Annotated in this window: 16 protein-coding genes; all 16 read right to left on the bottom strand. The window is 70.5% G+C overall.

Annotated elements, in window-relative coordinates; genetic code table 11:
- Positions 1-48: 48 nt before the first annotated feature.
- The gene (locus ABS361_15050; GenBank protein XBY43405.1) at positions 49-498 is read right to left on the bottom strand and encodes a cytochrome c; all 450 of its coding nucleotides are present in this window, start codon (positions 496-498) and stop codon (positions 49-51) included.
- A gap of 85 nt (positions 499-583) precedes the next feature.
- Positions 584-1,267: a response regulator transcription factor gene (locus ABS361_15045; GenBank protein ID XBY43404.1), complete on the bottom strand. Its 684-nt coding sequence runs from the start codon at positions 1,265-1,267 to the stop codon at positions 584-586.
- Entirely contained in the window at positions 1,264-2,376 is a 1,113-nt protein-coding gene (locus ABS361_15040; protein ID XBY43403.1) for a sensor histidine kinase, read from the bottom strand. The genes ABS361_15045 and ABS361_15040 overlap by 4 nt, the downstream gene beginning before the upstream one ends.
- Entirely contained in the window at positions 2,373-2,732 is a 360-nt protein-coding gene (locus ABS361_15035) for a hypothetical protein (protein XBY43402.1), read from the bottom strand. Before ABS361_15035 ends, ABS361_15040 begins: the two co-directional genes overlap by 4 nt.
- Positions 2,729-3,271, bottom strand: coding sequence for a hypothetical protein (locus ABS361_15030; GenBank protein XBY43401.1), 543 nt, complete (start codon positions 3,269-3,271; stop codon positions 2,729-2,731). Before ABS361_15030 ends, ABS361_15035 begins: the two co-directional genes overlap by 4 nt.
- 74 nt (positions 3,272-3,345) lie before the next feature.
- The gene (locus ABS361_15025) at positions 3,346-4,371 is read right to left on the bottom strand and encodes a YncE family protein (protein ID XBY43400.1); all 1,026 of its coding nucleotides are present in this window, start codon (positions 4,369-4,371) and stop codon (positions 3,346-3,348) included.
- Positions 4,368-4,910, bottom strand: a complete 543-nt coding sequence (locus ABS361_15020; GenBank protein ID XBY43399.1) for an SRPBCC family protein — start codon at positions 4,908-4,910, stop codon at positions 4,368-4,370. The genes ABS361_15025 and ABS361_15020 overlap by 4 nt, the downstream gene beginning before the upstream one ends.
- Positions 4,907-5,929 (bottom strand): vWA domain-containing protein, encoded by a 1,023-nt coding sequence (locus ABS361_15015; GenBank protein ID XBY43398.1) that lies wholly within the window; start codon positions 5,927-5,929, stop codon positions 4,907-4,909. Before ABS361_15015 ends, ABS361_15020 begins: the two co-directional genes overlap by 4 nt.
- Entirely contained in the window at positions 5,929-6,546 is a 618-nt protein-coding gene (locus tag ABS361_15010) for a hypothetical protein (protein XBY43397.1), read from the bottom strand. Before ABS361_15010 ends, ABS361_15015 begins: the two co-directional genes overlap by 1 nt.
- Positions 6,543-7,568: a vWA domain-containing protein gene (locus ABS361_15005; protein XBY43396.1), complete on the bottom strand. Its 1,026-nt coding sequence runs from the start codon at positions 7,566-7,568 to the stop codon at positions 6,543-6,545. The genes ABS361_15010 and ABS361_15005 overlap by 4 nt, the downstream gene beginning before the upstream one ends.
- Positions 7,565-8,497, bottom strand: coding sequence for a hypothetical protein (locus ABS361_15000; protein ID XBY43395.1), 933 nt, complete (start codon positions 8,495-8,497; stop codon positions 7,565-7,567). Before ABS361_15000 ends, ABS361_15005 begins: the two co-directional genes overlap by 4 nt.
- A 2-nt stretch (positions 8,498-8,499) precedes the next feature.
- Positions 8,500-8,868 (bottom strand): hypothetical protein, encoded by a 369-nt coding sequence (locus ABS361_14995; GenBank protein ID XBY43394.1) that lies wholly within the window; start codon positions 8,866-8,868, stop codon positions 8,500-8,502.
- Positions 8,869-9,394: 526 nt separating this feature from the next.
- Entirely contained in the window at positions 9,395-10,435 is a 1,041-nt protein-coding gene (locus ABS361_14990) for a MoxR family ATPase (protein ID XBY43393.1), read from the bottom strand.
- 358 nt (positions 10,436-10,793) lie between these two features.
- Positions 10,794-11,108 (bottom strand): methanol dehydrogenase [cytochrome c] subunit, encoded by a 315-nt coding sequence (locus tag ABS361_14985; GenBank protein XBY43392.1) that lies wholly within the window; start codon positions 11,106-11,108, stop codon positions 10,794-10,796.
- Positions 11,109-11,237: 129 nt separating this feature from the next.
- Complete coding sequence (gene moxG, locus ABS361_14980; GenBank protein XBY43391.1) at positions 11,238-11,777, bottom strand: cytochrome c(L), periplasmic; 540 nt, start codon at positions 11,775-11,777, stop codon at positions 11,238-11,240.
- A 35-nt stretch (positions 11,778-11,812) separates the two neighbouring features.
- Positions 11,813-12,655 (bottom strand): methanol oxidation system protein MoxJ, encoded by an 843-nt coding sequence (gene moxJ / locus ABS361_14975; GenBank protein XBY43390.1) that lies wholly within the window; start codon positions 12,653-12,655, stop codon positions 11,813-11,815.
- Positions 12,656-12,686: the final 31 nt, after the last annotated feature.

The raw sequence follows: 12,686 nt of genomic DNA, 5'->3' as shown, positions 1-12,686 counted from the left end.
GAACGGCGCGATCGGGCACCGACGGTCGGGCGGCGTCGGGACTCGGGTTCACTGGCCCGGTTGCTTGTAGCGCGTGTGGCAGCCGTCGCAGGTGGCGTTCATGTCGGAGACGGCGTAGGCGAGCGCCTTCTGGCCTTGCGGCTGGGCGAACAGCACCATCAGCGCCGTGCGCTGCGTATCCTGGAGCCGCGCGTCGAAGTCGGCCTTGCCGGCCAGGATCGCCGGCAGTGCCTTGGACTTCGGATCGTCGAGCGTGCCCTCGGGAAACAGGTTCTGCAGCGTCTCGGCCGCTTCGACGATGCGCCGGACCTCGGCCTTGACCCGGTCGGCATCGAGTGTCGCCGAGCCGTCGGCGGCCGATCGCAGCGTCTTCTGCGCCTCCTGCATGTCGCGCATCAGGCGCTGCCGCGCGTCGATGAGCGTTTCGGCACCGGTCGTGGTCGTGAAGCCGACCAGTGTGGCGAGACAGGTCAAGGCGATCGCGAAACCTCGCGTCATGGCATCCTCCCGGGATTGTTGATCTTGGATGGGCTCGTCCGTCGGCGCCGACGGGGCGGCGCCGATCGCCGCGGGGCGGCCGTGGTCACGAGGCCCTCGATCGGGGTCGGCCGCCGCGCGCGCCCCCGGTCTCGCTGGCCTCGGTGCCCATCAGGGTGACCGCCTTGCGGATCAGCTGCGGCAACGTGGTCACCGCGAGCTTGGCCTTGATCTGCGAACAGGTGTTGGCGACGGTCTTGTAGCTGACGTCCAGCGTCTCGGCGATCGAGCCGTACTGGTGGCCCTCCGCCAGGAGCGACAGCACCTGCAATTCGCGCGGCGTCAGGTCGTCGAGCGGATCCGGGTGGTTGCGCACGCCGAGCAGCGCGACTTCGAGCGCCAGCGTGTGGTTCAGGAACGACTGCCGCCGGCGCACCTTCTCGATCGCCTCGCGCAGTTCGGATGGGGGCGAGTCCTTCATCACGTAGCCATTGGCGCCGGCGTCGAGCGCCCGGCGCACGATGGTCGGATCGTTGTGCATGCTGAAGACCAGAATGCCGAAGTCGCGGTCCTCGAACCGCAGCCGGCGGATCAGGTCGATGCCGCCGAGCGGCCGGCCGTTCATGCCGAGATCGATGATGATCAGGTCCGGCTTGATCTTGCGGAACGTGCGATAGGCCGAGGGCAGCGTGTTCGCCTCGCGGATCGAACAGGCGCCGAGATCCTCGAGCACGCGCCGGCAGCCCTGCAGCACGATCGGATGGTCGTCGACCACGAGAACATTCGTCATTCCGCCGCACTCCGCCGCAGCACCGCCGTCTCGGCTTCGGAGGGCGGGGAGACCGGAATGCGGACCGTGAGGCGCGTGCCGCCCGCCGGCCCGGTCGCGACCGCGAGCGTGCCCCCGAGCGCGCGTACGCGCTCGTCCATGCCGGTCAGTCCGAGACCGTAGGAGGCGGCCGGATCGCGGCCGCTGCCGTCGTCGGCGATGTCGAGCACGATGCCCTCGCGCGTCGGCGCGATCCGGATCTCGATCCGGCTCGGCGCCCCGTGGCGCAGCGCGTTGGCGAGCCCCTCCTGGACGCAGCGGTAGACCGTGAGGTCGACGTCGTCGCCGAAGCGCCGCCGCGTGGCCTCCACGGCCAGCCGGATCTCGACCTCCGGCGCTATGCGGCGGGTTGTGCCGACGAGATCGTTGAGCAGATCCTCGAGCGCGACATGGCCGAGCGCGATCGGCCGCAGCCGCTTCAGGATCGAGCGGTTCACCGCCTGGAGGTCGTCGATCACGGTGACGATCTGGTCGGCCCGCTGTCGGATCCGGTCGCCATGCGGTGCCGGCACCTCGTCGGCGAGGTTGGCGAGCGAATCGGCATTGGCCTTGATGCCGAACAGGCACGGCCCGACCTCGTCGTGCAGTTCCATGGCCAGATGCCGACGCTCGTCGTCCTGGATCGACACCAGCCGCCGGGCGAGCCGCTCGTTCTCCCCGCGCGCGGCGGCGAGCGCGCCGGCGAGACTGTTGAAGCGCTGGATCACGGCATCGATCTCGGTCGTCCCGACCGGCGTCAGCCGCGCGGCATAGTCGGCCTCCTCGAGCCTGCGCAGCGCGCCCGTCAGGTGGGTCAGCGGCCGCAACACCCGGCCGAGCACGAGCCAGAGCACCAGGATCGCGGCGGCCGAGCCGCCCCAGCCGAGTGACATCAGCGACACGAAGTCCGACCAGACCTCGTCGACCTCGTCCTGCGCCCGGCTCGCCACCGTGATCACGGCGATCTTCTGGGCGGCGGCATTGAGCGCGATCTGGCGCTCCTCCCGTTCAGGCGCGATCAAATCGTAGAACCAGTCGGGTGCGGCTTCGGTATCCTGCGCTCGCGCCGGCGCGGCGAGCGCGGGCGTCACCAGCGGCTCGGGTGATGCCCCGGGACCGCCTGGCGCAGATCGGCCGCGGTGATCACCACATGGCGCATCGGCATCGAGCCGCGGGCGAGCGTATCGAGGAAGCCGGCGAGATCACCCTGGTTGGCGACCACGCGCGCGGCGGCCTCGCGCACCAGATGCTCGGCCGCCGCCATGCCGCGCGAAATCTCCTGCCGCGTCGCGACGCGGGCATTGACGATCACGATCAGCGCCGTCGCGCATTGCACGCCGGCGAGCACGAGCGCGAGCGCGCCGATCATGCGCCGCCGCAGCGACAGGCTCCGCGCGGCGCCGTCCGGGGCGGCCGCCTGCGATCGCCGTCCGATCCCCGCCGTCATTGGACGCCTCCCGCCTTGCCCGTGAGCGTCGCTACCGCGGCCTCCGCGCCGATGCCCTGGGAGCGGATATTGAAATAATGCTGGCAGAGGTCGCCGAAGTAGCCCTTGCCGCCCACCTTGGTCTGGATGCTGTCGATCCGTTGCACCAGCTCGGTCGGCGTCTCGCGCACATGGATCGCGGCGAGCATCGCGGAGAGTTGGACGGCCCGATTGGCGATCATGCGCTGGGTTTCCATGAAATGCGGCGAGGCGCCGTCGAGGATCGCGTCGGCGCGGACCACGGCCGGATCGTGTTCGTCGAGGTCGCGGCCGGCTTCGCGGCTCGCCAGCCAGACGCTCGGATCGGTGCCGTCGTGCAGGTCGAGCCAGATCCGTTCCCGATTGGCGGTCTCGCGGACGACCGAACGCTGTTCGGCAGTCTGTTGCGGTTCGGCTGTCTCATCCGAGCAACCGGAGCAGAGTGCGACCGCCGCGACGAGTACAAGAAGAGAGAATCCCCTCTTTATGAAACTCTCAGCAATCACGATCGCCCGTTCCATCTTATTATCTTGTTATGGTGAAGTCATTCAAATGTACTTCCATGGCTCGTCTAATTCAATCGATCTTTCTGTAATTACATTGCTGTGACAATTCGCGGTCCGCCGGAGACCTTGAGCCGGGCGATCTCGCGGCCGTCGCCGAGCGCGATGATGGAAACCGTGTCGTCGAACCAGTTCGCGACGATCGCCCGGTCGGCGACGATCGCCATCCCCTCGGGATAGCGGCCGAGCCGCGCGGTCCGGCGGGCGGCGAGGCCGGGCTTGCCGCGCTCGAAGAACTGCAGCACGCCCGGCGTCTGGCTGACGACGAGCACGAGGCCGTCCGCAGGCGCGACCGCGAGCGAATAGGGCATGGCGCCGACGGCAAAGGATCCGGTCGCGACCAGCCGGTCGGCGTCGATCGTGGTCACGTCCGCGCTCTGCACGTTGCCGACCAGCACGCGGCGCGCGGCGCGGTCGAGCGTGACCGCGAAGGGTGCCCGCCCGGTCGGGATCTCGGCGATCTTCGAGAAGCCGTGGGCATCGACGACGTCGACGCGATCGGCCTCGCGCGCGGCGACGAACAAGAGGCCGGTCGCCGGGTCGAGCTTCAGCCAGGCCGGCGCCTTGCCGACCAGGGCGAGGCCGCGCCCGGTGCCGACGCTCGCGTCCGCCGCGGCGCCGAGATGCGCGGCGATGTCGAAACGCAGCACGGCGTTGCGCGTCCAGTCGGTCGCGAACAACGTGCGGCCGTCCGGCGCGATCTCGAGACCGAACGGCGTGCCGCCGGTCACGATCCGCCCGGAGATCGCGCGCACGGCCATGTCGATCACCGTGATCGATCCGAGTTCCGGATGGCTGACATAGAGCCTTGCGCCATCCGGCGACGGCACGGCGCCGACCGGCTTGCGATCGACCGCAATCTCGCCGACCACCGTCGCCGCGACCGGATCGACGAGGGCGATCACGCCACGGTCCTGCAGCGTCACGGCGACGAGCCCCGCGCCGGGGCGCGCGGCGGCATGGGCCGTGCCGCGCGGCAGGAGCGCGCCCGCGAGGCCGGCACCGAAGCCGGCACCTAGGCCGGCGAGCATTTGGCGGCGGTGGAGGAGCCTGGTCATCCCTTCTTCTCCACCTTGGCCTTGAGCCCTTCGAGCCCGGCCTTGTAGAAGGCCGTCATCGCCGCGACGGCCGCCTCGTCGTTGAGTTCGTCGGGCGGGAAATTGCCGGTGTCGCCGCGATAGAGCCGCGCGTCCCACTCGACCTCGGAGCCGGAGCCGGACGGCTTCACGGTCATCGAGCTCGAGTAGAATGACACCGGCATCACCTCGACGTTCTCCTTCGACAGACGCCAGGCGATCAGCATCTGCTTGGCGTCGTATTCGTCGAGGCTCTCGATCAGCACGCCCTTCTCGAGTTCGAGCTCCCGTTCGGAGCCCGGCGTGTTGCCGTTCGAGACCCGGCTCGACTGCACCATCGGGTGCCAGACCGACATCAGCCCGAAGTCGCCGGCGAACTTCCACACCGCATCGGGCGACGCGGCGATGGTGATCGTCTGCGAGACCTTCTGCGGCGTCGGTCCGTGCGCGCGGGCCGGGCGGACGAGCGCGACGGCGGCGGAGGCGGTCATCAGCGAGAGGAAATGGCGGCGGGCGATCATGCGGGGGCTCCTCGGGAGGCGATGGAACGGGGCGCGCCGCGCCGCCGCCGGCGAACCGTGACGGCGGCGAGGGGCGCGACGAGATAGACGAGAACGAGCGCGGCGAAGGCCGCGAGGCCGAACAGCGGCCGGAGGTCGGCGGCCGCGTTGGCCGGGAGGGCGCGCGCGAAGCGCGCGACGGCGCCGGCGAGGTCGTCGCGGCCGAGGCGCGCATAGCCGAGGCCGGTCACGCGCCCGAGATCTTCGAGGTAGTCCTGCTTGAGCGAGGACAGATGCTCGTTGCCGCGGGCGACCTCGGCGCCGAACGGCGCGTTGCGCGCGTTGTAGCCGGTGCGGCTCTCGGCATTGCTCGGCGGCGGCCCCTGACGATTGTCCTGCGGCACGTCGCTCTCGGCGAGAAAGCCGACCTCGTGGCCGTCGTCATCGAACTTCGGGATCGGCGACAGCGCATCGCCGCCGACGCCGACGAGCAGGCCATGGCGCTTGGCGTCGCCGTCGCCGCCCGGAAACCAGAGCGGCTGATCGGGCCGTAGCGGCGGCGCTTCGTGTCCGTCGGTGACGAAGACGAGGTCGGTGTCGAGCGAGCCGGCGACCTCGAGCGCGTCGGCGACACCCTTCGAGATGCGGCTGTCGCCCTCCCAGGCCATGCGCCAGTCGAGCCGGTCGAGCGTGCCCGCGATCGCCGGATAGCCGGAGCAGACCTCGACCGGTTCGAACAGCAGGAAGGCGCGCCGCTCGCTGAACACGGCGAGGGCGACGCGCGATCCGCAGGCGATCCGCGCGATCAGGTCGGTCAGCCCCCGCTTCGCCGCATCGAGCCGGCTCGCCGGCCGGCCCTCGATGCTGGCGTCGCGCACCATCATGCTGGTGGTGATGTCGACCACCACGGTCAGATCGTGCCGCGCCACCCGCGAGGTCCAGGTCGGATGCAGGAGCGCCGCCACGGCGAGCGCGAGGGCGACCGCGAGACCGACGGTACGCGGGTCGATGCGGCGAGGAACGTGCGGCCGCGGCGCCATCACGGCAGCCCCTTCGGTAGGCCGGGCAGGTCGGTCCAGAGCTTCGATTCGCTCGGCGGCGGTTCGTCGTCGCCCTTGACGTCGGCGGGCGGGAAGTCGCGCACCAGCCGCATCGCGATGTCGAGATCGACCTTGAGGCTCCAGTGCTCGGGCACCCGGCGCAGGCCCTGCATGTAGCGCTGCTTGGCGAGGCCGACGAGCGGCGTCGCCTCGTCGATCTTGCCGGCCTCGATCAGGTCGATCGCCCGCGTCATCCGCGCGTTGCCGGCCGCAAGCAGCGCCTCGGCGGCGAGGCGCCGGTCGGCGGTGTGCGCCAGCGTCTCGATCAGCGGCTCGGCTTCGTCGAGGCGATTGCGGTCGAGCAGGAACAGCAGGCGCGCATAGACGACCGGGGCGGGCCGATCGGGTCCGACGGCGATGTCGCGACCGGCGGCCAGCGCGGCGACCGTCGCCCGCTCGCGCGCGGTCCGCCACCAGTCGAATGCCGACCATGCGCCCGCGCCGAGACAGCCGGCGAGCGCGACCCAGGCGAGAACCACGGCGCCGAGCCGCACAGCGCGCCGGAGCGTCCGCCGATCACGCGGCATCTCTCCACCCGCCGGCAACGATACCGTCATGCCGCCCTCCCATGACTGTCGGTATTGCCGATGCGGACCTCGAGGAGCTTGGCGGCGATGATGAGCGCGAGTGCGCCGACCGCGACCGCATAGGCGACGCCGGCGAGATCGACGTTCGGCAGCGTCTCGCGATAGCGGATCTCCGAGGCCTCCAGCTTGTCGATCTCGGCGATGGCATCGGCGACCGCCTCGGCGTTCTCGGCCTCGAAGGCGCGGTAGCGCTGGCCGAGCGAGCCGAGGAAGATGTTGAGGTGGCGCTCGGGCAGCACCTGCGGATTGTCCGGCTTGTCCGGTGGCGGGGGCGCGAAGATGCCCGGGCTGCCGGCGCTGCGCAGGTAGAGCCAGTAGAGATTGACCGGCCGCTTGGCGAAGGCGTTGCGCAGGGCCTCCTGTACCTTGCGATCGATCACCGCCGCGCCGTCCGAGACCAGCACGATCGAGCGCGAGGCGAGGCCGGTGTCGCCCTCGAGCTGGTCGAGCGCCATGGCGAGGCCGCGGCCGACATCGGTGAAGGCGAGGCCCGGCCGGTCGATCGCCGCGATGCCGGCGCGCACGGCGTCGAGCCGGTCGGTCATCGGCACGACCAGCATCGGCGCGGTCGAGAAGCCGACGATGCCGATCTGGTCGCGCGGCCGGCGGGCGACGAAGGCGTCGAGCAGGCGTTTCGCGGCTTGCGATTTCGATTCCTCGCCGCCCTCGGGGGTACGGCCGGCGAACGTGTCGTTCATGCTGCCGGAGCGGTCGATCAGCAGCGAGATGTGACTGCCGCGCCCGGTCCGCTCGATCGTGCGCGCGCCGACCTGCAGCCCGGCGGCGGCGAGCACGAGCGCGGAGAGCGCGACGACGCCGGCGACGCGGATCGCCCAGTCGAGCGCGGTCGAGACCGGATCGTCCGGCAGGCCGTCGAGCGCCGGGAAGCCCGACGGCTTGCGCGGTTGCAGCACGAGCGGCAGCGGCGCGAGCAGCAGCAGGATCAGCAGGCCGGGCGAGCGGACGGCGAGGCCGCCGAGGAGATCGGTCATCGCACCCGCTCCGCAGCCGCGAGGGCGCCGACGAGCGCGAGGAGATCCCGATCCGGCATCAGGGCTCGGGCGCCTTCGATGTCGTCGCCGTAGAAGAGACTGTGCGAGGCGGCGAAGAAAGTCGCCAGCCGCTCGCGCGCGCCGGCGAAGGCGGGTTCGGCGGCGACGAGGCGATCGAGGTCTTCCGACAGCAGCCGCGCGCGGAAGGTCGCGTCGAGCGCGCGATGCACGGCGGTGAAGGCCTCCGCCGGCCGATCCTGCCCGAGCGCCCGCGCCACGACGCGCCGGGCACGGCCGAACGGTCGTGCGGCGCGGGCGTGGAACGGGAATCGGCCGTAATGCCAGGCGAGCCCGAGGCCGATCGCCACCAGGGCGACGGCCGAGGCCGTGAGCCGTGTCCGTGCCGATGCGGTCGAGGGCAGGGCGGGCGGCAGCGGCGGCGCGAGCTCGATCGGCGACCCCTCGGTCGCGGCGCCGACGGCAGTCAGCTCGCGCAAGGGCGACATGGTGAAACGCCAGGCCGGCACCTTGACGGCTTCCTCGGTGCCGCCCGCTCCCGTGAGACCGACGCGGAACCCCGGAATGAGCTGCTGGCGTGCCTCGATCGGGGCGTAGAAGCTCTGATAGACGAGATCGAGGCCGAGCACCGCGCGGCCGCCGCGCGTGGTCTCGGTCGGTGTGACGGAGATCAGATCGAGCCAGTAGGAAATCTTGCGCGGCCTCGGCAGCGAAGCGGCGACGAAACGCGTGCCGGCCGGCGCGACGATCTCGACATGGTGCCGGATCGGATCGCCGAGGAAATAGCCGACCGTCCGCTCGGCGGCGATGCTGACATCGATTGCCGGCGTCTCGGTTTGCGCCAGTGCCGGGGCGGTCAGGCCGAGCGTCAGGCCGAGCATCAGGACGGAGGCGAGGAACGTCGCGCGCATGATCAGCCTCCGAGCAGGTGATCGGCGAACGCGTCGAGATCGAGCGGCCCCTCGATGCGGAACGGCCGGAGCCCGGCGGTGGCGAAGACGTGATCGAGCCGGGCGCGCCGCTCGGCCTCCGCCGCGCGCAGCCGCTCGACCAGCCGCGGCCGGAACAGCACCAGCCGGCGCCGGCCGGTCTCCAGATCGTCGAGTTCGCCGATGCCGAAGCGCGGCCAGTCCCGCTCGGCCGGATCATCGAGCACGACGGGATGGACGTCGTGGCGGCCGACCACGTCGACGAGACGCGTGAGATCGGCGGCCGGGAAACGGAAATCGGACACGAGAAACACGAGCGCGCGCCGCCCGGCCCAGGTCTCGACCGCCGCCACGAGCCGATCGACCCCGCCCCGCGCGGAACGGCCTCCGCGACCGCCTCCGCCATCGTCTCCGGCGCGAAGCCGCCGCGCCGGGGTGGCATGTCGACCGCGATGCCGGGTGCATCCGAGGCGCCGCCGCCGCCGCCGGGCTCGCCGCCCGCCGCCGTCACGCCGATCGGATCCCCGGCGGTCCGCGCCGCGATCGCGATCGCCTCGACGAGCACTGCGGCGGTCTCCTGCTTGCGGCCGGCGCCCTCGAAAGCCATCGAGCCGGTCAGGTCGACGAGCACCCGGACCGCGACCGGTGCCCGCGCCCGGAACCGGCGCACCTGGATGCGCCGCCAAGGATCGCGCAGCGTCGCACGCAGGTCGATGCGGCGGCCATCGGGATACTGGTCGAAGGGGACGAAGCGTTCGAAGTCGCCGCCGATGCCGGCCGCCGTCGCCCGATGAACGCCGGCCGCCGCGCCATGGACCCGCCAGGCCAGCGCATAGGCGAGGCGCCGGGCGGCTTCGGGATCGGCGAGCCGCGAGGCGGTCATGGCGCCGGCACCTTCTCGAACAGCTGCCGGCAGATTTCCGGCACGATGCGGTCGCGCCGGGTCTCGTAGACCGGCGTCAGGAACAGGCGGTGCGCGATCACCGGCCGGAATACGGCGCGGAAGTCTTCCGGCAACAGGATGTCGCGGCCTTCGAGCCAGGCGCGCACACGCGCGGCGCGGATCAGGAAGCTCATGCCGCGCGGGCTGGCGCCACCGGCGAGCAGCCGGCCCATGTCGACGCCGTCGATCGCGATGCCGGCCGAGCCGGGGTCGCGCGCCGCGTCCCAGAGCGCCAGCGCATAGCGCTCGATCGCCTCGGAAGCGCGGACGGAACGCTGGATCGCCGCGCCGACGCGCTTCACGTCGCGGTGGTCGAACACGGCCTGCGGCACGGTCTCGATCAGCCGGTCGGTATCATGGAACGCCGGATCGAACAGGAGCCGCCGCCGGGTCTCGGTGTCGCTCGGCGCCTCGACCGTCAGTTCCATCATGAAGCGGTCGCGGGCGGCTGCCGGCAGCTCGAACGTCTCCTCGCGCTCGAGCCGGTTGCGGTCGGCGAACACGGTGAGGTCGGGGAAGTGCCACTCGCGCCGGAACGCGGTCAGGCTTCGCTCGGCCATGACGCGCAGCATCAGCGCGTGCACCTGCGGCCGGGCGCGGTTGATCTCGTTGAAGAAGAAGACCGCGAGGTCTTCGCCCTTGGTCAGGAGCGGACCGGGCTCGACCATCGGCCGGCCGTCGGCATCGATGAAGCTGTGATAGACGAGGTCGCCCGGCATCAGGTCGACCGTGCCCTCGACCCGCTCGTAGGCGCCGCCGAGCGCGCGGGCGACTGCGCGCAGGAGCGTGGTCTTGCCGACCCCGACATCGCCCTCGAGCAGGACGTGGCCGCCGGAAAACAACGCGATGGTCAGCGCGCGGACCACACCGGCCTGGCCGACGACGGCCGTTGCGACGGCGGCTTCGAAGGCGGTTGCGCTGGCGCGCCAGTCGGCGAGTGCTCCGTCGCGGAGAGGCGTAACCTGATCGATCGTCATGGAGTACTCACCGGCGTGCCCATCGGGGGATGCTCATCGGGGCGCGCACACGGCTCCCGAAAAAAAGGGAGGAGCGCGGACGGGCGGACCATTCCGGGCTCCGCCGGTCCAGCCCGGCCGGTGGCGCCCGTATCGCCTGTGGGGTTCAAGCGATCCGCGATCCGATCGCATCGGCTCGCGAAATGCGTCTCGTCCGACCGCGCCCCTCCATGTGGTCCGGTCGAGCCGGCAGGACTGCCGGTTCGACTGTCAGAACCACGACGACGTCGCTTGGGATTACCGATCCGACCTGCCGGCTGGGAGCCGCCCGCGTGGAAGCAAAGGGAAGCGCGGGCGAACGGTCCGGCGGGGGAAGCGGTCAGTTCGGGATCTTGGTGACGTCGTATTCGAACTTGCCGGTCTTCTTGAAGTTCTCGGCGCGCTTGCGGTTGCGTTCTTCCATCTGCTCGATGGAGACCGCCTGCTTGCTGATTTCCTTCGGATCGTGCTTCGGATCGTACTTGGTGCCGGCGATGGTGGCGGGATAGCCGGGCTTGGGCTCCCAGCAGTTGCCGGGCGCCTTGCAGTTGGTGCCGTCGTAGGCGACGGCGGTGGCCACCGCCAGCGGTGCCGCGAGGACGGCGCCGGCGAGAATGAGCGCGGCCTTGCGGCCGATGGTGCTGATCTTCTCCATGGGTTCCTCCATTCGTCTCGAGCTTCGCTGCTCGGTTCTTCCCGCGCCGGCCGTTGGGGCATGGCGGGGTTTCGTTGTCCGGGGGCGCGACCGGCCGCTGGCGCCGGCCGCGGGGCCGGCGTCGCCGTCTCAGTTCGTCTCTGCCGGATGATCCTCGTGGTAGGGCTTGTAGGCCTTCTTCTGCGCCTCGGTGAACCAGGGCGCATGGTCGACGGGGCCGGTGTAGAGGTGGCGGACCCAGGCCATGACGGTCAGCATGTCGTCGAGCGTCAGGTTCTCGTACTGGGGCCCCATCTGCGCCTGCGCGCCGCCGAAGATGGTCTCGAACAGACCCTGGTCGGTCTCGTTCTTCGGATAGGTCCAGTAGTCGTCGTTGAGGCCGGGGCCGACCTTGCCCTCGCCGAGATGGCCGTGACAGCCCGAGCAGGCGGTCAGGAACAGCTCCTTGGCCTTGGGCAGGACCTTCGGGTCCTCGTTGTAGGGGTTGACGCCCGTCTCCAGGAAAGCCCGAACCGCCGGGGTATCCCGGCCGTCCGGCAGCGAATCCTCGAGATTCAGCTTCTCGCCGGTGACGGTGTTTCTGAGATCGAGCGAGGACTTGACCATGCCGGTCAGGAACACGCCCGCGAAGACAGCCGCCACGGCGAGGCGGACCGAAGATCTGTTCATTGCATGACTCTCGAATGGCTGGGCCGGCCGGTCCGTCAGGAGCCCGGCGGCAGCGTGATGATGCCCTCGTCGGCGAGCACGGCGTCGATCTCCGGCCTGGCCTTGACGAGTGCGGCGTCGATGGCGGCGAGCAGCTCGCGATCGTCCTTGCGGACGCCGATCGACTGGTCGAAATGGTGCGGGATCTTGAGCCCGTCGGAGCGCGCGTTGTCGTCCGGGATCAGCGTCACCTTGAGCTTGGTCCCGCTGTCCTTCAGATAGCGCGCCACCTCCGGCGAGAACGCGACGCCGAGATCGGCATGGCCGTCGGCGACTTCCTGGACGATCTTGGCCGGATCGACCCGGACGTACTGGTTGCGCGGCGCCTTGAAGTTGACGAGCGAGAACAGATAGGCCGCGTTGTTCTCCCACTTGCCGTTGGAGCGCAGCATCGATTCCGCGGGCGACCCGAAGCCGACGGCGAAGCTCGACATCTTGGCGATGGCCGGATCGTTCCAGTCCTTCACGGTGACGTCGGCGCGGGTGATGAACACATAGCCCGAGCGGTAATAGGGCTTGCTGGTCAGCACGCGCTGGTCGCCGGTGTCGACACCCATGACGACATCGCAGCTCTTCTTGTCGAGCTGGTCGCGGACCAGGTAGATCGCCGGCTTGTCGGACCACACGAACACCGGCTCGCGGCCCATGGCCTTGGCGAGCACGGCGGCGATGCGGTTCTCGAAGCCCTTGCCGTCCTTGAACGAGAAGGGCGCTTCGTTCTCGCTGGCACAGATGCGCAGCGTGGCGGGGTTGGTCGCGGTCTCGGCCGAGGCGACGGCCGCACCGAGGAGGCTCGCGCCGAGCGCGGCGGCGAGCCCGAGAGCGTTTTTCGCAAACATGGGGGCAATCCGATCTCAAGGCCGCATCGGC

It is taken from the genome of Ancalomicrobiaceae bacterium S20, from assembly GCA_040269895.1.
Taxonomy (GTDB): domain Bacteria; phylum Pseudomonadota; class Alphaproteobacteria; order Rhizobiales; family Ancalomicrobiaceae; genus Methyloraptor; species Methyloraptor flagellatus.
The sequence above is the reverse complement of the archived record's forward strand: the minus strand, read 5'-3'. Positions and strand labels throughout refer to the sequence as shown.